General features: G+C 64.4%; 27 protein-coding genes. 8 read left to right on the forward strand and 19 right to left on the reverse strand.

Translation table 11 applies throughout. The annotated features are described in order from the left end of the window. Positions 1-154: 154 nt before the first annotated feature. Positions 155-1,063, reverse strand: coding sequence for a LysR substrate-binding domain-containing protein (locus tag NKJ64_RS27420; RefSeq protein WP_023671245.1), 909 nt, complete (start codon positions 1,061-1,063; stop codon positions 155-157). Positions 1,064-1,173: 110 nt separating this feature from the next. Here NKJ64_RS27420 and NKJ64_RS27425 point away from each other — a divergent pair, with 110 nt between their 5' ends. After that, a complete protein-coding gene (locus tag NKJ64_RS27425) occupies positions 1,174-1,359 on the forward strand; it encodes a hypothetical protein (RefSeq protein WP_023732685.1) in 186 nt (61 codons plus the stop codon). Positions 1,360-1,381: 22 nt separating this feature from the next. On the opposite strand, the gene NKJ64_RS27430 is transcribed toward NKJ64_RS27425, so the two are convergent. Further along, positions 1,382-2,341, reverse strand: coding sequence for a sugar-binding transcriptional regulator (locus NKJ64_RS27430; RefSeq protein WP_023711370.1), 960 nt, complete (start codon positions 2,339-2,341; stop codon positions 1,382-1,384). A 220-nt stretch (positions 2,342-2,561) separates the two neighbouring features. Between NKJ64_RS27430 and NKJ64_RS27435 the strand changes: the two genes are divergently transcribed. Continuing rightward, entirely contained in the window at positions 2,562-3,194 is a 633-nt protein-coding gene (locus NKJ64_RS27435) for an HAD family hydrolase (protein ID WP_352463629.1), read from the forward strand. Positions 3,195-3,488: 294 nt separating this feature from the next. On the opposite strand, the gene NKJ64_RS27440 is transcribed toward NKJ64_RS27435, so the two are convergent. The 8 genes from NKJ64_RS27440 to ureC form a co-directional block, all read right to left on the reverse strand. Next, positions 3,489-4,256 (reverse strand): class II aldolase and adducin N-terminal domain-containing protein, encoded by a 768-nt coding sequence (locus tag NKJ64_RS27440; protein ID WP_023711372.1) that lies wholly within the window; start codon positions 4,254-4,256, stop codon positions 3,489-3,491. A 66-nt stretch (positions 4,257-4,322) separates the two neighbouring features. Beyond that, complete coding sequence (gene ureG, locus NKJ64_RS27445) at positions 4,323-4,955, reverse strand: urease accessory protein UreG (RefSeq protein ID WP_023671240.1); 633 nt, start codon at positions 4,953-4,955, stop codon at positions 4,323-4,325. Continuing rightward, positions 4,952-5,392, reverse strand: a complete 441-nt coding sequence (locus NKJ64_RS27450; protein ID WP_023695872.1) for a DUF3995 domain-containing protein — start codon at positions 5,390-5,392, stop codon at positions 4,952-4,954. The genes ureG and NKJ64_RS27450 overlap by 4 nt, the downstream gene beginning before the upstream one ends. Next, on the reverse strand, positions 5,389-6,060 hold the full coding sequence (locus NKJ64_RS27455; RefSeq protein ID WP_352463634.1) for an urease accessory protein UreF: 672 nt from the start codon (positions 6,058-6,060) through the stop codon (positions 5,389-5,391). Before NKJ64_RS27455 ends, NKJ64_RS27450 begins: the two co-directional genes overlap by 4 nt. Continuing rightward, entirely contained in the window at positions 6,053-6,655 is a 603-nt protein-coding gene (gene ureE, locus NKJ64_RS27460) for an urease accessory protein UreE (protein ID WP_352463630.1), read from the reverse strand. Before ureE ends, NKJ64_RS27455 begins: the two co-directional genes overlap by 8 nt. After that, positions 6,652-7,257, reverse strand: coding sequence for a glutathione S-transferase family protein (locus tag NKJ64_RS27465; RefSeq protein WP_023683600.1), 606 nt, complete (start codon positions 7,255-7,257; stop codon positions 6,652-6,654). The genes ureE and NKJ64_RS27465 overlap by 4 nt, the downstream gene beginning before the upstream one ends. Positions 7,258-7,299: 42 nt before the next feature. Then, positions 7,300-7,893: a hypothetical protein gene (locus tag NKJ64_RS27470; protein WP_023689157.1), complete on the reverse strand. Its 594-nt coding sequence runs from the start codon at positions 7,891-7,893 to the stop codon at positions 7,300-7,302. Between the two features lie 92 nt (positions 7,894-7,985). Continuing rightward, a complete protein-coding gene (gene ureC / locus NKJ64_RS27475) occupies positions 7,986-9,698 on the reverse strand; it encodes an urease subunit alpha (protein ID WP_031195771.1) in 1,713 nt (570 codons plus the stop codon). A gap of 180 nt (positions 9,699-9,878) precedes the next feature. On the opposite strand from ureC, the gene NKJ64_RS27480 reads away from it, so the two are divergent. Together NKJ64_RS27480 and NKJ64_RS27485 are read left to right on the forward strand one after the other, a co-directional pair. Beyond that, positions 9,879-10,241 (forward strand): hypothetical protein, encoded by a 363-nt coding sequence (locus NKJ64_RS27480; RefSeq protein ID WP_023671233.1) that lies wholly within the window; start codon positions 9,879-9,881, stop codon positions 10,239-10,241. Between the two features lie 123 nt (positions 10,242-10,364). Continuing rightward, positions 10,365-10,862 (forward strand): hypothetical protein, encoded by a 498-nt coding sequence (locus NKJ64_RS27485; protein ID WP_023689155.1) that lies wholly within the window; start codon positions 10,365-10,367, stop codon positions 10,860-10,862. Positions 10,863-10,888: 26 nt separating this feature from the next. Here NKJ64_RS27485 and NKJ64_RS27490 read toward each other — a convergent pair whose 3' ends face one another. Genes NKJ64_RS27490 through NKJ64_RS27510 form a run of 5 tightly spaced genes read right to left on the reverse strand, consistent with a single transcriptional unit; the run spans position 10,889 to position 13,245 of the window. Continuing rightward, positions 10,889-11,194 carry an urease subunit beta gene (locus NKJ64_RS27490; RefSeq protein ID WP_023671231.1) on the reverse strand — a complete coding sequence of 102 codons (306 nt, stop codon included), beginning with the start codon at positions 11,192-11,194 and terminating at the stop codon, positions 10,889-10,891. An 8-nt stretch (positions 11,195-11,202) separates the two neighbouring features. After that, positions 11,203-11,796, reverse strand: a complete 594-nt coding sequence (locus NKJ64_RS27495) for a HupE/UreJ family protein (RefSeq protein WP_023689154.1) — start codon at positions 11,794-11,796, stop codon at positions 11,203-11,205. Between the two features lie 29 nt (positions 11,797-11,825). Next, positions 11,826-12,080 (reverse strand): DUF1272 domain-containing protein, encoded by a 255-nt coding sequence (locus NKJ64_RS27500; RefSeq protein ID WP_023671229.1) that lies wholly within the window; start codon positions 12,078-12,080, stop codon positions 11,826-11,828. Between the two features lie 10 nt (positions 12,081-12,090). Next, the gene (locus NKJ64_RS27505) at positions 12,091-12,393 is read right to left on the reverse strand and encodes an urease subunit gamma (RefSeq protein ID WP_023689153.1); all 303 of its coding nucleotides are present in this window, start codon (positions 12,391-12,393) and stop codon (positions 12,091-12,093) included. 30 nt (positions 12,394-12,423) lie between these two features. After that, entirely contained in the window at positions 12,424-13,245 is an 822-nt protein-coding gene (locus NKJ64_RS27510; protein ID WP_352463631.1) for an urease accessory protein UreD, read from the reverse strand. A 235-nt stretch (positions 13,246-13,480) separates the two neighbouring features. Here NKJ64_RS27510 and NKJ64_RS27515 point away from each other — a divergent pair, with 235 nt between their 5' ends. The 3 genes from NKJ64_RS27515 to NKJ64_RS27525 all read left to right on the forward strand — a co-directional run bounded on the left by NKJ64_RS27515 (position 13,481) and on the right by NKJ64_RS27525 (position 15,806). Then, entirely contained in the window at positions 13,481-13,735 is a 255-nt protein-coding gene (locus NKJ64_RS27515) for an acyl carrier protein (protein WP_023671226.1), read from the forward strand. Positions 13,736-13,740: 5 nt separating this feature from the next. Next, complete coding sequence (locus NKJ64_RS27520) at positions 13,741-14,949, forward strand: beta-ketoacyl-[acyl-carrier-protein] synthase family protein (protein WP_023671225.1); 1,209 nt, start codon at positions 13,741-13,743, stop codon at positions 14,947-14,949. Positions 14,950-15,101: 152 nt separating this feature from the next. After that, positions 15,102-15,806 carry a glutathione S-transferase family protein gene (locus tag NKJ64_RS27525; RefSeq protein WP_023671224.1) on the forward strand — a complete coding sequence of 235 codons (705 nt, stop codon included), beginning with the start codon at positions 15,102-15,104 and terminating at the stop codon, positions 15,804-15,806. Between the two features lie 25 nt (positions 15,807-15,831). On the opposite strand, the gene NKJ64_RS27530 is transcribed toward NKJ64_RS27525, so the two are convergent. The 4 genes from NKJ64_RS27530 to NKJ64_RS27545 all read right to left on the reverse strand — a co-directional run bounded on the left by NKJ64_RS27530 (position 15,832) and on the right by NKJ64_RS27545 (position 20,434). Then, the gene (locus tag NKJ64_RS27530; protein ID WP_023683605.1) at positions 15,832-16,203 is read right to left on the reverse strand and encodes a hypothetical protein; all 372 of its coding nucleotides are present in this window, start codon (positions 16,201-16,203) and stop codon (positions 15,832-15,834) included. A gap of 85 nt (positions 16,204-16,288) precedes the next feature. Further along, entirely contained in the window at positions 16,289-16,909 is a 621-nt protein-coding gene (locus tag NKJ64_RS27535) for a nucleoside triphosphate hydrolase (RefSeq protein WP_023671222.1), read from the reverse strand. A gap of 269 nt (positions 16,910-17,178) precedes the next feature. Continuing rightward, positions 17,179-18,270, reverse strand: a complete 1,092-nt coding sequence (locus NKJ64_RS27540) for a hypothetical protein (protein ID WP_352463632.1) — start codon at positions 18,268-18,270, stop codon at positions 17,179-17,181. A 352-nt stretch (positions 18,271-18,622) separates the two neighbouring features. After that, on the reverse strand, positions 18,623-20,434 hold the full coding sequence (locus NKJ64_RS27545) for a methyl-accepting chemotaxis protein (protein ID WP_352463633.1): 1,812 nt from the start codon (positions 20,432-20,434) through the stop codon (positions 18,623-18,625). Positions 20,435-20,683: 249 nt separating this feature from the next. Between NKJ64_RS27545 and NKJ64_RS27550 the strand changes: the two genes are divergently transcribed. Next, the gene (locus NKJ64_RS27550; RefSeq protein WP_023689149.1) at positions 20,684-21,652 is read left to right on the forward strand and encodes a D-alanyl-D-alanine carboxypeptidase family protein; all 969 of its coding nucleotides are present in this window, start codon (positions 20,684-20,686) and stop codon (positions 21,650-21,652) included. Positions 21,653-22,033 lie beyond the last annotated feature (381 nt).

Raw genomic sequence — 22,033 nt, forward strand, 5'->3', positions numbered from 1 at the left:
AAGCCTATGCCGGGCGAGTGATATCGACAGCGTTTTTGTCAAGCTTGGTTAACCGGGTGGCCCGATCGCAGCTGTTTGTCCGCGAAAGCGAGCATTCGTCGCGGATCCATGGCTCGCTTTGCATCTCGGAAATCAATCCGCGAATCGCTCGCCCTCAGGCGCAGGCGATCTCGGCCAGGATCCAGTCCCGGAAGGCTTTTATCTTCGGCACGTTGCGACGCGCCGTCGGGTAGACCAGCCAATAGGCGTGGCCGTCGTCGCCGACCAGGTCGAAGGGCTGGATCAGGCGGCCGGCGGCGAGCTCGGTCTTGAACAATGCGGTGGTCAGGATCGCCACACCATGGCCGGCGATGGCCGCGTTCGCCTCATAGGCCTGCGCGCCCATGCTGGTGCCGGTGCGCCTGGCAAGTTCGTCCGCCGGGACGCCGGCAAGGGCGAACCATTCCCGCCACCAGATGTCGCCGGGATCGAGAATGGGCAGCTTGAACAGGTCGGCGGGTTCGTGGACGCCACCTATGGTGGCAGCGAGTGCCGGGCTCAGCACCGGGGTGAAATCGGCCTTGAACAAAAGATGGGTCTCCACTCCAGGCCACTTGCCGCTGCCGGAGCGGATAGCGATGTCCATGTCCTCGCGGGCAAAATCGATCACCCTGTTCGAGGTATCGACGCGCACCGCCAGCGACGGATGCGCGACCTGGAAGGAGCCGAGGTGCTGCGCCAGCCAGTTCGAGGCAAAGGTCAGCAGCGTCGAGACGCACAGCACACCATCGGCGCCCCCACGCGCGGCGGAATAGGCGCTTGAGAGCAGGCTGAACGCCTCGCTGACGGCGGGCGCCAGGCGCTGGCCGGGTTCCGTCAGCACAATCTGGCGCGGCTGGCGCAGGAACAGCGGCGAACCGATGCGCTCTTCCAGAAGCTTGATCTGGTAGCTGGCGGCGGCCTGCGTCATGCCGAGTTCCTGCGCGGCCTTGGTGAAGGAGAGATGCCGCGCGACGGCTTCGAACACCCTGATGGCCTGCAGCGGCGGCAACTGGGCGAGCTGTGGTGCCTTGAGATCGGGCATAAGCCCTCCTTATGGGTCTTGATCGACGTTTGATTGGAAGCCGGAGCCGATCAGACTGATATTTGGTGTCGAGGAACAATCCAGTTCAAGCATAGCGGAGGCTGAAGATCATGACCACGGTACAGGAAAAGCTGCATTCGGCCCCGGCGCGGAGCTGGTTTTCCGTGCTGGCGCACGAATTTTCCCTGCTGGTACGCCGCCGCCGCAGCTATGTCGACGTCAGGGAATTGTCGCCGCATCTGCAGCGCGACATGGGTTTCCTCGATGGAAATGATGTTTGCGGACGGCACAAATAGCAGTGCCGATTTTATCACCAGATCAGGCACCGTCGAGCAGGGCGGCAGCGGTCCGCTCGTCGGTGATGAGGCCATTGACCAGCCGGCGGTTCACCGCGGCCAGGATGCCCGGCAATTTGCGCTCGCCCATGGCGAGCGCAATGACCAGCGACTTTTCGCGTGACGGCAAGGCTGCCGACGATACCCGGTCGTTGGTGATGCCCTCGATCATGCGGCCTTCCCGGTCGAACACCCAGCCGACGATCTCGGCGACGCCGCCAGCCTTTTGCAACGCCTTCAGCTCGCTTTCCGAGATAAAACCGTCCTCGTAGAGCGGCGCCTTCGGGCCGAGATCGCCGATGCCGACAAAGGTGACGTCGGCTTCCGCGGCCAGCGCCAGCGTCGGTTGGATCATCGGCTGGGCAAGCAGCATCTCGCGCTCTTCCGGCGACGAGGCGATGACCGGCAGCGGCATCGGGAACGAGCGCGCCTTGACCCGGTCGGCCATGGTGAAGATGACGTTGTAGAAGGCGGCCGAACCATCGGGCGAGATGTTGCCGGTCAAGGACACAACCTTGTGCTGCGAGCATTCCATCGGCGGCAATTGCTCGATCGCCGCCTTCAGCGTGCGGCCGGTGCCGATGGCCAAGACGATGGGCGTCGGTGACCGCAGCCGCCGCTCGATCTCGGCCGCGGCCGCCTCGGCAATGCCGATCGTGGTCGAGGATGAGGTTGGATCGCTCGGCACCACTTCGACGAGGTCGAGCGCGAAGCGTGACTTCAGTCTAGCTGCGAGATCAAGGCAATTGGCGATCGGGTGATCGACGCGAACCTTGATCAGCCCCTCCGACACCGCCAGCGACACCAGCCGCTGCGCCGTCTGCCGGGAAATGCCGAGCGTGGCGGCGATCTGGTCCTGGGTGTTGCCGGCAACATAATAAAGCCAGCCGGCGCGCGCTGCCTCGTCCAGCCTGCTGCTGCCGCCGTCTTGCCGCGAATTCAAAATGTGCCTCCAGCCCTGCCCCTTTGCCCGCCCTTGGGCGAAGCGTCATAGTCTTGCAGGGAATGTGTCGGCGCGCAATTGTCTATCGGCAGGGCAATTGCTTGCTGCTTCGATCCGACTGCCGCGCGGCGATCAACCCAGCGAAAATCGCCGGCGAACGGGCTCGGCGGTTTATCTCCTGATACAAACGCTTTAAGGGGATCGGCAAAAGGAGCCTCGCATGACGCCGAAAGCGGTTTTCTGGGATATGGACGGCACGCTGGTCGACAGCGAGCCGCTGCATGAGGCGGCCTTGGTGGCGGCGCTGCGCAGCGTCGGTATCACGCCGCCGGCCGACCTGCATGAGCGGGTGCTGGGCGTCGCCGCCGCACCGGTCTACGAGATGCTGCGCAGCGAGTTCGGCCTCGACCTGCCCTTCGACGACTGGATCGTGCGCAAATACGATCACTACATGCCGATGGCCGAGACGCTGAAGCCGCGCCCCGGCGCGATCGAAGTGTTCAACGAGTTGCGCGCGCTCGGCGTGCAGCAGGCGGTGGTGTCCAATTCCGACCGGGTGATCGTCGATGCAAATCTGAGCGCCGTCGGCCTGATCTATCCCGGCATGCGCACGATCAGCCGAAACGACGTGCGCGAAGGCAAGCCGCATCCCGAACCGTTCCTGCGCGCCGCATGGCTGGCCGGCGTCGATCCCGCAGACGCGGTGGCCGTCGACGACAGCATTACCGGCGCCACATCAGGCCTGGCCGCGGGGATGCGGACGATCTTCTGGCCGGAAGCGCCGATGGCAGGACCGAAGGGCGCTGTCGTGATCAACAGTGCGGAAGAGTTGCGGGCTCAGTTGGGACTCTGAGTGAGCCTATGAACGTCGGCGCTGCCCTTCATCCTCCCTTCAGCTTGGCCATGCATTGTCTAATGTTGCGCTGGTCGACCCCCACTCCGTCTCGGCTTCGCCGAGCCAAGCTTTTTGCCGTCAAACGCTCGTCCAGAAAGCTCCCTTCCTTTCCCTCCGGAGGAGGGAAAGGTGGCGCTGCGAAGCAGCGACGGATTGGGGGAACCACCTGGCAACCAAGCCTTACGCCGATCAGTCATAACAAATCACAGAAGGTGAGTGCGTAGCGTAAACGGGAGAAGCACGGATGGTCGCTTAGCTGCGGTACACCGGCTCCTCCTCGTCGAGGATCGCCTTCAGCTCGGCAAGGTGACGCTCCGCCTGGCCGGGATAGTCGTCCATTTCGCTGGCGGTCTTTTCGGCAATGGCGTCGGAGAGCGTGCGCAGCGGACGGCCGGTCCACAGCGCCTTGATGTAGGTCTCGGCGGCACGCTCGAAATAGAACATGCGGTTGAAGGCGTCGGCAACGGTGTCGCCGATGACCATGACGCCGTGATTGCCCATCACCATCACCTTGACCTTAGGGTCGGTGAGCAGTTGCGAGCAGCGCTCGCCTTCCTCCTCGAAGGCCAGCCCGCCATAGTGGGCATCGACGACGTGGCGGTTGAAGAACATGGCCGAGTTCTGGTCGATCGGCGGCAGAGTCGAGTCGGCCAGCGATGCAAGCACAGTGGCATGAATGGAATGCACATGCATGGCGCAGCGCGCATGCGGCACGTTGCGGTGAATGGCGCCGTGCAGACCCCAGGCGGTCGGGTCGGGCGCATTCGGGCCGGACAATGTCTCGGGATCGTTGGCGTCGATCAGCAAAAGGTCGCTCGCCTTGATGCGCGAGAAATGCACCTGGTTGGGGTTCATCAGGAATTTGCTGCCGGCCTCGTTGACCGACAGCGAGAAGTGGTTGGCCACGGCTTCATGCATGTTGAGCCGCGCCGTCCAGCGGAAGGCGGCGGCAAGGTCGACGCGCTCCTCATAATAGGGCAGGTTGGTCAGCGGCTCTTTCTGCAAACGGGCGATGCTCATCAAAAAATCCTCCATTTCCCCGAGAATGCCGCGCCCAATGCCGACCAGCAACCGGTAAGTACTGGGTCAGGCCGCCGAGCGGGCCGACTGCAGCCCGCCATGTTCGACGATGAAGTCGATGACTTCCTGCAGTCCCTTGCCGCGCGATAGATCGGTGAAGCCGAACGGGCGCTTGCCCCGCATTCGGGCGGCGTCGCTCTCCATGACATCGAGGTTGACGTTTACATAGGGCGCCAGATCGCTCTTGTTGATGACCAGGAAATCGGAACGGGTGATCGCCGGCCCGCCCTTCCTGGGGATTTCCTCGCCCTGGCAAACCGAGATGACATAGAGGGTCAGGTCGGCAAGGTCCGGCGAGAAGGTGGCGGCAAGATTGTCGCCGCCGGATTCGATGAAGACGATGTCGAGATCGGGGAATTTCCTGTTCAGCCCGGCGATCGCCTGCAAATTGATCGAGGCGTCCTCACGGATGGCGGTGTGCGGGCAGCCGCCGGTCTCCACGCCGACGATGCGGTCCTCAGGCAGCGCCTGCAGGCGAGCCAGCATCATGGCGTCTTCCTTGGTGTAGATGTCGTTGGTGACGACGGCGATGGAGAAATCGTCGCGCAGCGCCTTGCAGAGCTTTTCGGTTAGCGTCGTCTTGCCGGAGCCGACGGGACCGCCGATGCCGATGCGAAGGGGACCATTAGCCTGGGTCATGCCGAAAACTCCGTGATGGCGAGGATTGCGAAGCTGAGCCCGATCAACAGGCAGAGCGGAGAATAAAAGCTGGTATCGAGTCGCGCAAAAGGCTGCTCCGGCGCCAGCCGGCGCCACCAGGGCGTGAAACCGGCAATGCCGCGGCCGAGGAAGACCAGCCCGATAAGCAGCGCTGTCGCGGCAAGGCCTTCCCTTGGAAAGGGGGAGGCGAAGACCCCAGCGAGCGCCAGCGGCCACAGCGTCGCCAGGCAAAGGCACGCGGCAACGGCAAAACAGGCAAACGGCGTCGGCATCTCGTCGACGCCGCGAAAGCCGACAACGGCGTGGGCGCAGGAGGCGCCGTCCTTGCCCGGCCAGATGCCGCCAAGGCCCCAATAGACATGCAACGCGGTGATCAGCAGCAGCACCGCCGAGAGGGCGAAGGCGAGCGTGGTCATGAGCGGAACAACCTGGAATATTGCGTCTCGTGTTTCATCGCCATGACGTCGGAGATGAAGGCGCAGCCGCCGAGATCATCGGGTGTCGATCTGGCGGCACGCGCGGCCGTCGCCAGCGCCAGCGGCTCGAAGCCGGCTAGCAGGACAGTCGCTCCGCTTTGGCCGACGATTCCGAGCCGGATCGCCGCCTGGACGAGGTTGGAGAAGAAGGCTTGCAGGAAGGCGGACAGGGCGTCCTGAAGCGCGATGCCGTTGCCGCCGGCAAATGCGCCTACCGCGACGCAATAGGCGCATTCGGCCGGCAAGCGGCCCAGCACGGGATTGGGCCAGGCCGACGCTGCCTTGAGGAAGGCGGCGCCTTGCAGCATCGTCTCAGCGTGGCGCTCCTGCGAGCCGGCCAGCGCTTCGGCGAGACCGGCAATCTCGGCGAGATCACCGCCCTCGCGGGCGCGGCGCCAGGCCTCGGTGAAGAGCACGGCGTCGTTCCAGCCCGAGCCCATCTCGACCAGCGTTTCGAGCCAGAAGGCGAGGCTGTCGCTGTCGGGCACAAACCCGTCATGCACGGCACGCTCGAGACCGTGGCTGTAGGCAAAGCCGCCAACCGGGAAGAACGGCGACAGCCATGCCATCAGCCGCAGCAAAGCGATGCCGGATGGCTGGTCAGTCATGATCGTGATGATGCCCGTCATGGGAATGGCTGTGCGAATGCGACTCGCTGTGTGCGTGGGAACGTCCATCATGGGAATGCACTTCGGCGTGCGCATGCGCATGGCCATGATCATGACCATGCGCACCTTGGGCGGAATAGGCGCCGCGCACCGGCTTGAACGGTTCGGAGACTTCGCGCACCGTGGCGCCCAGCCCTTCCAGCATAGCCTTGATGACATGGTCGCGCAGGATCAGGATGCGGCCGGGCTCGATCGCTGCCGCCAGATGGCGGTTGCCGATATGCCAGGCGAGTTCGGTCAGATGCACGGCGTGGCGGGCACGAATGTCGTAGACCTCTTCGGGTGCCGCGGTGATCTCGACCTGGCCGCCATCCTCCAGCACCAGCCGGTCGCCATCGTTCAAGGTCACGGGCTCGGGCAGGTCGACCAGCACCTTGCTGCCGTCGGCAAGCTCGATGGCGCGGCGGCGCAAATGACGCTCGTCATGGGGCAGGACGGCACGGCCGGATGGCGGCGTAGTTCCGGCAGTGCCGGCAGGCACCACCGAGACGGCCCGGGGGAACTTGGTGAAGTCGGTGTTCAGGTTGAGTTTCATCGCATGGCTCCACCGTTAGCCTGGGCTCTCGCACGGGCAGGCCGCGCCAGGACGCGGTCGAAATACGCGTTGACGCGCTCGGATTCGATCGGAAATTTTCCGGCGCGGGCCCAGCCGCCCATGTCGCCCAACAGCACGTCGACGGCGGAAAACCGGTCGCCCAGCGCAAACTCCCGATCCCCCAGCCGGCCGTCGAGCGCCTTGGCCTCCGAGGCGAAATCGTAGGCGGCGGCGGGGCCGACATCGACCCGCACGTCCTTCGGCAACAGGAAGCGGTGGCGCAGCTTGTTCCACAGCGGCGCTTCGAACTCGGACTGGGCAAAATGCATCCAGGAATCCATTTCGGCGCGTCCGGCCACACCTGGATTGGCGCCCATGCCTTTGTCGGCGTGCTTGTCGGCGAGATAGACGCAGATTGCCGCCGAATCAGTCACCGTCAGTTCGCCATCGATCAGGATCGGCACCTTGCCCGACGGGTTGAGCGCATAGGCTTCGGGCGAACGCAATTTGACCTCGACGAATTCATAGGGCTGCCCGAGTTCCTCGAGCATCCACAGAACGCGGCTGACGCGGGATCCACGCGATCCGATGGCCTTGTACATGGTTGAACCCTCTTTCCTGCGACCCTAAACCATAGCCACTGTTCAGACGATGGTGTCGAAGAGCCGCAGGATGAACGATATCTGATAGATCAGCGTGCCGGCGACGAAGGCGATGTGGAAGCGGCGGTCACGCACCAGTATGGCGGCGATGCACAACACCACGAAAACCGGCGTTCGGAACAGATATTCATTGCCGTAGCGGGCGAAATGCTCGGGACCCTTCAGCAGCGTGTCGACGACGTCGAGCAGATAGGTCGTCGCCAGCAGGCCGAAGAACCAGCCACGGCGTGAATAGAAGAAATCCTCGTAGCTGGTGTAGTCGAGCATCGAATCCGGAAACAGCAGCGCGCACAGCAGGAACAGCGTGATGGCGTAGAAGATCAGGAACAGGTACTTGCCGAAAGTCCAGACCTCTATGGTGTAGAGGCCGAACTCCCACCACCAGAAGTGCACCAGCAGCAACAGCATGGAGGCGACCCAGCCGAGGTGCACGGGATAGAGCCTGTACTGGCCGGGATGCTGGACGATGCGCGCCACCCCCGACAGCAGGCGAGCGACGCCAAGTCCGATCACCATGCCCATGACGATGCGGATATGCGGGAAGATATCGTGGGCGGAGGCTATTTCGGTGGCCATGACCTGCTACGCGGTTTCTTTGAGCCGCATATTGCGGCGGCACCGACCGGCTCGCAACGGAATTTGCCGGGTCGATCAAATCGCCCCTCGCCTCAAAACAGGAAATACCGCTGCGCCATCGGCAGCACGGTTGCCGGCTCGCAAGTCAAGAGTTCGCCATCGGCGCGAACCTCATAGGTTTCGGGATCGACCTCGATATGCGGCGTGGCGTCGTTGAGGATCATCGAGTGCTTGCCGATGCCGCCGCGGGTATTTTCGACCGCGACGAACTGCTTGTCGACGCCGAGCCTGCCATGCAGGCCGGACTCCAGCGCCGCCTTCGAAACGAAGGTCACCGACGAGTTGGTCCTGGCCTTGCCATAGGCGCCGAACATCGGGCGGTAGTGCATCGGCTGCGGTGTCGGGATAGAGGCGTTTGGGTCGCCCATCGGGGCTGCGGCTATCATGCCGCCGATCAGCACCATGTCGGGCTTGACGCCGAAGAAGGCTGGGTTCCACAGCACCAGATCGGCGCGCTTGCCGACCGCGATCGAACCGATGTCCCTGGAAAGGCCATGCGCGATTGCCGGGTTGATGGTGTATTTGGCGATGTAGCGGCGGACGCGGAAATTGTCGTTGTTGCCGGTCTCCTGCGGCAATGACCCGCGCTGGCGCTTCATCTTGTCGGCGGTCTGCCAGGTGCGGATCGCCACCTCGCCGACGCGGCCCATTGCCTGCGAGTCCGACGAGATGATCGAGAAGGCGCCGATGTCATGCAGAATGTCTTCCGCCGCGATGGTTTCCTTGCGGATGCGGCTTTCGGCAAAGGCGATGTCTTCGGGGATCGACGGCGACAGATGATGGCAGACCATCAGCATGTCGAGATGCTCGGCCAGCGTGTTGACGGTGTAGGGCCGGGTCGGGTTGGTCGAGGACGGGATGACGTTGGGCAGGCCGCAAACCTTGATGATGTCAGGCGCATGGCCGCCGCCGGCACCCTCGGTGTGGAAGGCGTGGATGGTGCGGCCCTTGATGGCGGCGACGGTGTTCTCGACGAAGCCGGATTCGTTCAGCGTGTCGGTGTGGATCATCACCTGCACGTCGTAATCGTCGGCAACCGACAGGCAGCAGTCGATGGCCGCCGGCGTCGTGCCCCAGTCCTCGTGCAGCTTCAGCGAGCAGGCGCCGCCCAGCACCATTTCCTCGAGCGCCGCCGGCAGCGAGGCATTGCCCTTGCCGGACAGGCCGATGTTCATCGGGAAAGCGTCGAAGGACTGGATCATGCGCGCCATGTGCCAGGGTCCCGGCGTGCAGGTGGTGGCCAGCGTGCCATGCGCCGGGCCGGTGCCGCCGCCGAGCATGGTGGTGATGCCCGACATCAGCGCTTCGTCGATCTGCTGCGGGCAGATGAAGTGGATGTGCGCGTCGAAGCCGCCGGCGGTCAGGATCTTGCCCTCGCCGGCGATGATCTCGGTACCGGGGCCGATGATGATGGTGACACCGTCCTGCGTGTCGGGATTGCCGGCCTTGCCGATCGCCGCGATGCGGCCGTCCCTGAGACCTATATCGGCCTTGAAGATGCCGGCAGTGGCATCGACCACCAGCGCGTTGGTGATGACCGTGTCGACCGCGCCGCCGGCGCGCGACACCTGGCTCTGGCCCATGCCGTCGCGGATGACCTTGCCGCCGCCGAATTTCACCTCCTCGCCATGGACGGTGAGGTCCTTTTCGACCTCGATAAACAGCTCGGTATCGGCCAGGCGCACTCTGTCGCCGACCGTCGGGCCATACATCTGCGCGTAGGCGGCGCGGGTAATTCTAGCCATCAGTCAATGCTCCCCAAACGAGAGTCCGGCCGCAGCCGAACTCCACATCGTCGCCATCCAATGGTCATGCAATGACCCGCTCGGCGACACCTTCTGATCCCATTTGGCCGTTGAGGTGGCCGTGCCACCCCAAACCGCCCGTTTGCCAAACCCTTGGCCAAATCGATGAAAGGAAAATACATGCGCAAAATCATCGTTCTTGCAGCCGCCGCCACGCTGGCCTCCGCAACCGTAGCCGGCGCCCAGCAGCAGCCCACGCCGCAACCGAAGCCGGCGGCGCCCAGCGCTCAGCCGGCGGCGCCGGCGATCCAGAAGGTCAACATCGTCGATATCAGCGAATTGCCCAAGGCCACCCAGACGCAGGTCAATCAGGTGATCGCCCAGCGTGGCGATGCCGGGCTGCAGAAACTGCGCTCTTCGATCGACGCGACGCCGCAGATCAAGTCGGCGCTCGAAGCCAAGGGGCTCACCTCGGCACAGGTGGTCGCCGCCAGCATGACCACCGATGGCGCGCTGACCCTTGTCACCAAGAAGGCAAGCTGAAAGAAGCGCTTGGCGGGCCGGCACCCGGCCCGCCAGCCCACAGGGAACCTTCGCCCGACAGGAGGCGTTTCGTTCCTTTGGCGCCGAACGGCGTTGCACAGAAAAGTCCACCAGGAGCGAGCAATGCCTGTCTTTGCCGACACCAGATGGCTCCAGAGCCTTGCTGCCTGCACATTTCTCGCAGCTTTCGGCCCGCAAGCCGCGCAAGGTCTTGAAAGCGCTGACGCCGTCAACCGGGCCGACACCGTCAACAGGATCGTCGGCTCCGATGTCCGGCAGGAGGAGGCGCGGACGGAACCACAGACCAACAAGATCATCACCGCGATCGAGCGGACGCGTGAGAACATCGGCGCCGTGCGCAAGACGTCCAAGCTCGATACTGTGGATATCGTCTTCCTCACCGACGCGGCGCGCAGCGAAGGCGGCCCGCCGCCGGCGGTCGAGAGCAAGGTCGAACAGCATCAGGATGACATTGCGGAACTGCGCAAGGAGATCGACGCCAACGCCTTGCTGTTCAACGCCATCGATTCGCGGCGCGTGCTTACGGAAGACGTCCTTGCGGTGGAATTCGACGGCTCGGCAAGAATCGTCATCTACGCGGCGGCCAGGCCGTCGAACTGACCTCAGGGCGCCCGACCCCGTCGATCTCACAGCCTGCCCATGATCTTCTGCTGAAAACCGTAGACCTCGCGTTTTCCTCCGAACGGCACCAGCGTGACGTCCCGCTCTTGTCCCGGTTCGAAGCGCATCGCGGTGCCGGCGGCAATGTCCAGACGCATGCCGCGCGCTTTGTCGCGATCGAATTTCAACCCCTCATTGGTCTCGAAGAAATGGTAGTGGCTGCCGACCTGGATCGGCCGGTCGCCGCTGTTGGCCACCTTCAGCGTCACCGTCGGCAGCCCCTTGTTGAGCTCGATGTCGCCGCTTGCCGTGATGATTTCGCCGGGAATCATCGTTAGCCTCACAAAACGCCGAAGACCAGGCCGACGGCGACTGCAGCACAAGCGGCGCCAGCGGCGCGGGCAAGCCCGCGAAAGCGCATGCCGAGGCCAAGGCCGGCAGCGATGCCCATGGCATGGAGAAGTGCGGTGGCAACGGCAAAGCCGGCCATATAGTCAAGTCCACCGGCATTTTCCGGCACTTCCGTGCCGTGGGCATGGCCATGGAACAGCGCGAACAGGCCGATGATGGCGACTCCGGCCGAGACCGGCAGATCGACCGCCAACGCCACCAGCAAGCCAAGCGCGACGACGGAGGCAAGGATGCCCGGTTCGACGAAAGGCACCGGCACGTGGAGCATGCCGAGCGCGCCGCCGACCAGCATGACGCCGACAAAGGCCAGCGGCCAGGCCCAGATTGCCTTGCCGCCCTTGAGCGCCGCCCACAGGCCGACGGCTACCATGACGGTCATATGGTCGAGGCCGGACAGCGGATGCGCGAAGCCCGCCGCGAAGGACGAGGTCGTGCCGATGCCGACATGGGCATAGGCGGGCATCGCCGCCGCCAGCAGCAGGATCGCTGCAAGCGTGGTGCGTTTGGTTGAAGCAGAGATCATCGGTCTTCCCTTCGAAGTCACGAAAACAATCACGCAGCCTTGCGCGGGCCGCAGCCCTCGGCCTTGAGCACGCGTTGGGTCGAGGCCGGATATTTCACCAGTTTCTCCACTGGGCGGATCGGGCGTGCGGAAAAATTGCCGCCGCAGTTCGGGCAGACGCCGCCCAGCACATGTTCAGCGCAGTCAGCGCAGAAGGTGCATTCAAAGGTGCAGATCAGCGCGTCCGCCGCTTCCGGCGGCAGGTCCTTGTCGCAGCATTCGCAATTCGGTCGCAGCTCCAGCATCGTTTTCTCCTCACCTGATCGGTTCGTGAACGGTCACCAGCTTGGTGCCGTCGGGAAAGGTCGCCTCGACCTGCACGTCGTGGATCATCTCGGCGATGCCTTCCATCACCTGCCCGCGGGTGATGACATGGGCGCCGGCCTCCATCAGTTCGGCGACCGGGCGGCCGTCGCGGGCGCCCTCGACGACGAAATCGGTGATCAGCGCGATCGCTTCGGGGTGATTGAGCTTGACGCCGCGTTCCAGCCGCTTGCGCGCCACGATCGCCGCCATGGCGATGAGCAGCTTGTCCTTTTCACGCGGCGTCAGGTTCATGCGCTTTCCTGGATTTGGCCTGTATTTGGCTCAGAGTGACCATAATTTGGGCAGACCCGCCCGCCCGTTGAGCAGTTCGACGAGCGGAACCAGCCGCTTGCGCAGCTGATAGCCGTCCTCGGCAAACAGCCTCGCAAGAAGCTTGCCAGATTTTTTGACGCTCCAGGCGCTGGCATCGCCGTCGGCGCCGACGATGTCGCGGGCCGGATCGAGCAAGGCTTCGGCCTGCGGCGAGACCATCAGCAGCGTCGCAGCGGCAATGGCGCCGCCGGCGACCGCCGGGCGGCCAAGTGCCGCCGCGATAGCCGGCCCGATGCGGAAATCCTCGGCATGAACGAGCGCACCATCCTGGCGGACACGCCAACGGTCGTGGAAATGGCCGTGCGCGGCCTCTTCGCCCATGGCGAGGCGGCCGAATATGGTGGCTTCAAGCAGCAATGCCTCGGCGCCTGCGGCAAGCTCGACCTCGAGCGTGCGGGCAAAGGCCGAGCGGTCGAAGACGATGGTTTCCTGGGGCAGCCAGGCGATACGCCCGCCCGCGCCGACCCTGAGCTTCACCCGAACTTCGGCGCGGTCGCTAGCGGCACGATAGATCTTTTCGCAGGCCTGGGTGGTTATCGAGGCGGAGGCACCTGGCCCGACATCGATTTCCCAGCCGAGCCGATCGCCGCCGGTCAGACCGCCGGCGGTGTTGATGAGCACGGCTTCGAGCGGATCGGCCGCAACGGCCGGCATGCGGATTTTGGCCGAGCCGTCCTGATAGAGGCGCAAAAGCCGGGTGCGTCCATCCCTGACGCCGCACGCAAGCCGGGCCGCCCCGGCCGCGCGCTGGGCCGGAAGAGCTGGGATCAAGACATGCTGCAACGTATCCACGGCGCTAACGTTAAGCACTCCCGGCGCTTTGTCGATATGGTGCTTGTTGATATAGCTTGTTGCTTGACAGCGTTTCCGTTTCTATAGAGGGAGCCTCTTTGGAACGGTCATGCTGCGCCTGGCGGGTTTTTGAAGGCGACGGCGATTTCAGTCCAGGCAACAGGGGCGCCAACCAATCGGCACCGCGACGTTATAAAATTGGGGAAGGAATCGAATGGCTGACGAGCTGGCAACGGAAATCATCGCCAAGATCAGGGCACATGCGGAGCCCGGTGGCGAAGAGATCACCACCAATACGGAATTGACCGCGCTTGGCATCCATTCCCTGGAACTGACCGAGATCATCTTCGATCTCGAGGAGCAGTACGGCATCGAGATCGAGATGAACACGGTCGATGCCTGGAGCAATCTCAAGAATGTCGGCGATATGGTTGAGGCTGTTCGCGCGCTGATTGCGAAAAAAGCCTGAGCTGAATGCAAAAGCGCGTCGTCATTACCGGCATCGGCGGCATATGCGGGCTCGGCGCCAATGCGCCTGCAATCTGGAACGAAATGCGGGCCGGCCGATCGGCCATCGGTCAAATCAGCAATCCCGGTTTGCATGATTTGAAGGTCAAGGTCGGCTGCGAAATCAAGACGCTGCCCGACCATGGCATCAGCCACAAGCAGACCGTGTCGATGGACCGCTTCAGCCTTTTGGCGACGATTGCCGCGCGCGAAGCCATGCAGCATGCCGGCCTGACATCGACTGAAGCAACCACCTACCGGATGGGCGCGGTTGTCGGCGTCGGCGTCTGCGGCTGGGAGGCGATCGAGGAGAACTATCGCGCCATCCTGGTCGACGGCAAGAACCGGGCCGGCATCTTCACCGTGCCGAAAGTGATGCCGAGTGCGGCATCCGGCCATGTCAGCATGAATCTCGGCCTGCGCGGGCCGGTGTTCGGCGTCACTTCGGCCTGCTCCTCGTCCAATCACGCCTTTGCCTCGGCGGTCGACCAGATCCGGCTCGGCCGCGCCGATGTCATGGTCGCCGGCGGCACCGACGCGCCGCTGCTTTGGGGCATCCTGAAGGGCTGGGAGGCCCTGCGGGTGCTGGCGCCCGATACCTGCCGGCCGTTCTCGGCCGATCGCCAAGGCCTGTCGCTCGGCGAAGGTGCTGGAATGGCGGTGCTGGAAACGTATGAACACGCCATGGCGCGCGGCGCGACCATTCTGGCCGAATTTGCCGGAGCCGGCCTTTCCGCCGACGCTTCCGATATCGTCGCGCCGACTGTCGAGGGACCGACGGCGGCGATGCGCGCCTGCCTGGCGGACGCCGGGCTCAATCCCGAGGACGTCGACTATCTCAACGCCCACGGCACCGGCACCAAGGCCAACGACCAGATCGAGACGGCGGCAATCAAGCGCGTCTTCGGCGACCATGCCTATAAGCTGTCGGTGTCGTCGACCAAGTCGATGCATGCCCATTGCCTCGGCGCCTCGGGCGGCCTGGAAATGATCGCCTGCGTGATGGCGATCCGCGAAGGCATCGTGCCGCCGACGGCCAATTTCCGGCAGGCCGACCCCGACTGCGATCTCGACATCACGCCGAATGTGGCGCGCGAGCGCAAGGTGCGCGCGGCGATCAGCAACGGTTTTGCCTTCGGCGGCACCAATGCCGTGGTGGCGTTCAAGGCGGTCTGACGGCAAGCGACTGGCCTGAGCGACTGGCCCTGAATGACTGCGAAGACGGTGTGTGCACCTTCGACCGGTTGATCGGCAAAGAAGCCGAGGATAATCCTTCGCAACTCGCCAGACGGCGCGATACCGCGCCAAATTCCCGACCGGAGCTTTCGATGACCGACCTGTCCGCCTTTCCGATCACCAAGCGCTGGCCGGCCAGCCACCCCGACCGCCTGCAGCTCTATTCCGCGACGACGCCGAATGGGGTGAAAGTCTCGATCGCGCTGGAAGAACTCGGCCTCCCCTACGAGGCGCATCTGGTGGATATCGGCAAGGACCAGAGCTGGACGCCGGAATTCCTGTCGCTGAACCCGAACGGCAAGATACCCGCGATCATCGACCCCGACGGGCCGGGCGGCAGGCCATTCGGCCTGTTCGAATCCGGCGCCATCCTGCTCTACCTCACCGACAAGACCGGCAAGCTGATCCCTGCCGATCCGGCGCGGCGCTACGAGACCATCCAATGGGTGTTCTTCCAGATGGCGGCGATCGGGCCGATTTTCGGACAGGTCGGGTTTTTCAACAAATTCGCCGGACGCGAGATCGCCGACAAGCGGCCGCTGGATCGCTACCGCAATGAATCGCGGCGGCTGATCGGGGTGCTGGAGACGCGGCTGAAGGGTCGAACCTGGATCATGGACGACGACTATACCATCGCCGACATTTCGATGCTGGGCTGGGTGCGCAATCTGATCGGCTTCTACGAGGCGCGCGAACTCGTCGGCTTCGACGACTTCCCCACCGTCGCGGCATGGCTGGAGCGCGGGCTGGCGCGGCCCGCGGTGCAGCGCGGCCTGACCATTCCCGCCAGGAATTGACCTCGGCCAGCCGAAGCAGCCGGGTCTATTTCGCCTTGGCCTTGCTTTTCGAGCCGCCCTTGCCGATGACGGACGCAGCGAGGGACGCAGCGCCCCTGGCTGTCGCCGCCACCGCACCAGCGGCGACATTGGCGGTCGCCTTGACGGTGCGCATCGCGCCGCCGGCCACCGAGCCGCTGCTTGCCGGCTTCTTGGGTTTGGCGGTTTTCGCCGTCACCTTTGCCGTCGCCACCGGTTCTACCTTCTTTGGCGCCGCTTTGCCGAAAGCCGGCTTTGCGTCCTTGGACCGCTCGGCGATCGCCGGGCCGGCGCCTGCCTTCGCCTGCGTGGCCTTTGCCTGCCTGGCTTTGGGTTGAGCGGTCTTGCTCTTGGCGGGTGTTTTTGCCTTGGTTGCCATCTGACGGTTCCCTCACGGCGGCACGATTGCCGATGAGAGATAACGACCTGAAAGTCTTAAGGTTCCCGTTCCGAAGTCCAGCGAACTATGCGGGATCGCCAACAACCAGGTCGGCGGACCTGCGACGGCCGAGCACGCGATCGATGTTGGGCATGTCGTTGGAAGCGATCCAAGCGCGGGCGTCTTCGTCGGAGCGGCCGTGCTCGTGCCAGCGCACCAGAAGGCGGCGCTCGAGTTCGGCACGCGGCACATCGACAAAGATGGTGAAGTCGAACAGCGGCGCCAGCCGCGACCACGGCTCCTCGTCCAGCAGGAGGTAATTGCCTTCGACCAGGATGAACTTGGTCTCGGCGGCAACGATGGAGGCGGCGGCGCGCGACAATTCCATGCTGCGGTCGAACACCGGAATGGCGATGTCTGGCTCGCCCGAACGGATGCGCTTCAACAGCGTCTCGAAGCCGGCGAAGTCGAAAGTCTCCGGCGCGCCCTTTCTTGACCGCAGGCCGCGCTGGTCGAGCACGATGTCATCATAGTGGAAGCCGTCCATCGGCACGACTTCAGCCGCGCCCTCCGGCAACAGATCATGCAGGCCGGCCGAGAGCGTCGACTTGCCGGCGCCGGGCGGGCCGGCAATGGCGACGATGAAGCGTTTCGCCTTGCCAGCGCGCTTGAAGATGGTGGCGGCGAGATGGGCGATTTCGGACATTGGGCGCTTCCAGTTATGCTTTGCATCTTGTCGGCAGTTTGAGGAAATTTCAAACCGCGATTTGGGCAATCTCACGACATCCGCCACGTCAGCGCTGCCCCTCGTCGCCCTGCCGGTGTGCAGCCGATAGATGGGTAACACTTCTCCCCCTATGCGTCCGCCGCAGCGCCAAGCAGATTGGTTGGCGCGGCGGTGCGGCGGACAAGCTCCATGTGCCGTGTGTCGAGGATGCCGGCAGGCAGGTGAGGGGCAGGGCCAGCGTTCGAAAATCAGCCGGGCTGGCCGATCCGCAGGAAATCGCTGTCGAATGCGACATCGCGGGTCGAACCATCGGCTCCGGTGAGATGCATGTGACCTGAGGCTGTCCCGATAGCGCGCGGCGGCTCGCCGCTCGCCAGCGGCAGCGTGCCGATGACATGGCGGAAGGAGACTTCGCCGCCGAGGGTAAAAGCGGTCGCGACCCCTTCGCGCTTCAGCCAATTGTCGTCGATCGATGCGGCATGGCCGATGGCGGCGCGGCCGTCCTCGATGCCGAGCACGCCGCGATGGCGGCTGCTCCACGGCGCGTAGTCGCGGCCGCCATTGCTGAACCACAGCATGGTGACCGGAAGCTCCGCCGGGTTCTTCAGCACCAGCACCAGATCCTGTTCGGCCCGGCGCGCCAGCGCCGTCCAGCCCGGACCGTCATGATCGGCTTCGACCAGGGTGATGAAATCCTCGCGCTCATCCTCCATGCGGTAGTCGGTGAGATCGAGCGTGCCGCCGCCAGTGGCTGGAAAGCGCGTCAGATCGGTCGAGCGGGCGGGATAGGAAAGCTTGAAGCGGCCGCGGGCCGGATCGGGCTCCAGCGGTGCGTCCAGTGTCCCGGCAAAGCGCTTCGGCGAAAAGGCCAGCCGGCCGCCATCGCGCATCGCCGCCATCGGATGGTGGGCGGCGGAGACCGCTCCGGAACCGCCGGAAAAGACATGCTCCTGATAGAGAAAGGGATGACTGTTGCGGAGCGTGAAGATCTTGTCGACCGTCGCGCCCATCACCGTGCGGCGCAACCGGAAGACGGCCCGCCAGCCGTCGGATGTCGCTTCGCTGACGGTGACATCCCAGGGGCTGTTGGCCGGCCAGCCATGCAGCGGTGCGGCCTCGATGTCGCTGGCCGAAAACGGTGCGCATAGGAAATCGCCCGACAGCCGCACCGTGCCTTGAGGCAGATCCGGCGGCAGCGTCTCGCCGGCATCGATCCAGGGCGCGCGGTGCAGCGGCTTCAGCTGGCGGCCATCGCTGTCGACCGTCATGTCGGCGATATGGCCGACAGTGAGATCGAGCGTGACCGACATGCCCTTTGCCTTGATCGTGACCGTATCCATCCGCGCACCTGCTGATTCTGATGGCAGCGAACAAACCCGCTCCGCGAGGGATGCGCAAGCACAGCGACCGGCATTTTGCATCAGGGCGATTTTTACCCTCCCCCTTGTGGGGAGGGTCGGCGAGCGATCGGAGCGAAGCGGAGATCGATCGACGGGGTGGGGGTAGCGCCCTACGAGGACCCCCCCCCCGCGCCGCGACGCGGGGCGCACCGCCCCCCCGGGGGGGGGGGGCGGGGCCGCCGGCCCCCCACCCGCCCCCGCCCCCCGGGGGGGGGGGGGCAGCGCCCTACGAGGACCCCCACCCCGATCCGCTACGCGGATCGACCCTCCCCACATGGGGGAGGGTGGGCGCCTACTGCCGCTTATACTCGCGCACCGGCGACTTGGTGCCGTCGGTGTAGGTGACCTGCACCGCCATCGACGTCACGTTGTCGGCGACCTTGAAGTAAGGCTGGTAGTCATAAGGAATGGCGTACGGGTCCTTCTTGTCGCAAGGCGGCAGCTTGATCTCCCTGTCGAGCGCCGTGCCGTTCAGGCTGTAGCGCACCTCCTTGATGCCGCAGCGGAATGACAGCATCTGGGAGAAATAGACCAGGCCATGATTGCCGCTGGCGCCGAAGGCGATCCACGACGTCCAGAACTGGTCGAGGATCTGTTTGTTGCCCTGTTGCAGCGCTGCGTCCGGATCGAAACTTATGTCGAACGGCCCGGTCTCGCGGCCCCTGAGATCGAGATACTTGACCCCGATGGTGGTGGCCGTGGTGCTGTCGGGCAATTCGAAGCTCGGATTGGGCATCGGCTTGCCGGTGCGCTGGTCGTTCATCGCCATCAGCCCGGTGTCGGTGAACGGACCTGACACACCCATGCGCCAGGAAATGCCGGTCGCGGCCTCGGGCAGCGAGATGGAGATCGTCCAGCCGGCATTGGAGCGCATCGGCGTCAGCGTCGGGGCAAAGCGTGCTGGGTCGAGCACGTCGCCAAGCGCCGTCAGGCGGGTACGGCTGCGGTCGAGCCAGTCGGCGAGCTGCGTCTGGTCGACGAAATATTTGAGCAGCCCGCCTTCCTTTTCATAGGAGACGAACCTGGTCAGCGCCTCGGCCTCGCTGCGCTTGTCGGACAGCGACTGGACGCCGAGGCGATCCTCGGAAAACTCCTGCGCGAGCAGGTAATAGGCCGGTGCGAAATCCGGATTGGCCGCGATGAAGGCGTTGAGCTTGTCGAGACGTTGGGCATCGTCGAACTGCAGGATATGGACCAGCTTGATCGACAGCGCCTTGGCCTTGTCGGCCAGGGCGCCGAACACTTCGCGGGCGCCGGCCTTGCCGTCCTGCACGCGCAGCAGGGTGGCAAAGCGTGTGTAGGGATCGACGGCGTCGACGTCGAAACCGGCGAAAGCGAGATAGGAGCGCCGCGCATTCAGCATGTCGCCGGACAGCTCGTAGACGCGGGCATTGTGGTAGAATTCATCCGGCCGCTTCGGCTCGGCGATCGCCCCGCCCTGCGCGGCCAATGCGGCAAAGCCCTTGGCGATGGTGTCGATCGAGGCGGCGATCTGCTGGGTGGTCGCCTGAAGCTTGTCGGCCTGCTCGGCCTGTTTCTGCTGGCCGGCAGCAAGCGTTTCGGTCGTCTGCTTGACCGCCTCTACCGACTTTTGCGTCTGCGCGCCCTGCTCAGCCTGCTGCTGCTGGGTCGACGCAATTTCCTCGGTCTTCTTCGCCACCGCGTCGGTCGATTGCTTGACCTGGTCGACCGTCAGCTTCGTCTCGGTTACCGTTTGCTCGATCCTGGCCACCCTGGCCGAGACGATGCCCATCTGCTGCTGCAACTGGGCGATGGCCGGCACCAGGCCGGCGATCACACCGTTCTGCGAATTGGTCTGCTGCTGCAGGCCATAGACGCCGCCGGCGACGGCGGCAGCGCTGGTGGCAAAGATCAGCGCCGGCAGCGCTTTGGCGGCCAGCACCAGCCGCAGAACGATGGCAATGGCGATGATGGCGGCGGCAACCGAAGCGACCAGCGCGATATAGGCGGCGAACGGCGCCAGCGGATTGAGGATGTCGGAAGCCGCGCCGCCGATGAAAGCGACGCTGCCGGCCCATTTGCCGGTGCGGCTGAGCGAAGCCCTGATAAGAGATGGCGCAGCCGCGCCGATGTCACCGGTCATTGTCAAATCCCCCAAGCAATTGCCGCCTCTATAGCAGCACCGCGACCCCGCAGGCAAAACAGGACAGGAAGCAGGCGATTTCGGGAGGTTGCCGTTTCAGCGCCGATGGTTGGCGAAGCCGAAGCGACATCTGATCTCCCCCCTTGCGGGGGAGATTGGCAGCGTCATCGGCAGCTCCGCCGTTAACCAAATGGACGAACAAAATGGGTTAGGCTAGGTTCCGGCCCTCTCAGCAACGCCGGACTTGACTTGCCAAATTTCCATTTCCCCTCCCCCGCCCAGAAATTTCTCGCAGCCCTCCTGCTGCTTGTCTTCGTGGCCGGCTGCAGCACCACCGCACCGCCCGACAGCGTGCTGGCGGTGCCGGCGCCACAGGAGAAATATGCCGCCATCGTCGTCGATGCCGGCAGTGGCAAGACGCTGTTCGAAGTCAGTTCGAGGGCGCAACGCTATCCGGCGTCGCTGACCAAGATGATGACGCTGTACCTGCTGTTCGAGGCGCTGGAGTCCGGCCGCGTCTCGAAGGAAACGCAGATTCCGGTCTCCGACAATGCCGCCCGGCAGCCGCCGACCAAATTGCGCTTCAAGCGCGGCGAGAGCATCGATGTCGATTCGGCGATCCGGGCGATCGTGGTCAAGTCGGCCAATGACGTGGCGGTGGCGGTGGGCGAATATCTCGGCGGCTCGGAGGACCAGTTCGCCGCCATGATGACGTCCAAGGCGCGCCAGATCGGCATGAGCAGCACCGTCTTCCGCAATGCCTCCGGCCTGCCCGACGATGGCCAGCACACATCGGCGCGCGACATGGCGACGCTGGGGATGGCGCTGCGCGCCCGCTTCCCGCAGCAGTTCCACTATTTCTCCGAAAGCGACTTCATGTTCCGCGGCCGGCTGGTGCGCGGCCACAACGACATGCTCGGCCGGGTGCGCGGCGTCGACGGCATCAAGACCGGCTATATCAGGGCATCCGGTTACAATATCGTCACGTCCTACAATGCCGACGGCCGGCATCTGATCGTGGTGGTGATGGGCGCCGACAGCGCTAGGCAGCGCAACGACCATGTCGAAGCGCTGATCCAGCGCAGTCTGTCGCCCGCCATGGCCGATACGAAGACGCGGCTGATGTTTGCGGGAGATCAGCCGGCCGCGTCGCCCGGCCTGCCGCCGCCTGGTTTGCCGGCGCAGGGGTCGCAGTTGCCTGGTTTACCGCCGCAATAGAACCCGTCGTTGGGTGGAGGAACTCTGAAACGCCGGCGGGACAGCACCCCCCTCTGGCCTGCCGGCCATCTCCCCCTCAAGTGGGGAGATTAGCAGCTTCGGCGTCTCGCCTCTTTTTCGTGTTTGGCGAAGCCATGGCGACATCTGATCTCCCCCCTTGAGGGCATAGGCGCTAAGATAGGTATTGCCCTGCGGAATCGGGTGTGATTCTACACTGCGATGACACACGAATCGCTTGTTGATGACGGCTGGGCCGAGACGATTGAGCTTTTGGGCGGCGAAGAGTTGATCGCAGGAAGTGCCCGCGAGACGAAGGCGTTCCTGCGCCCGCGCGGCGTCAGGTCGGCGAGCGACCTGTTGCGCCTGACACTGGCTTACTGC

Origin of the sequence: Mesorhizobium sp. M0062, assembly GCF_040323125.1 — a bacterium.
GTDB lineage: Bacteria > Pseudomonadota > Alphaproteobacteria > Rhizobiales > Rhizobiaceae > Mesorhizobium.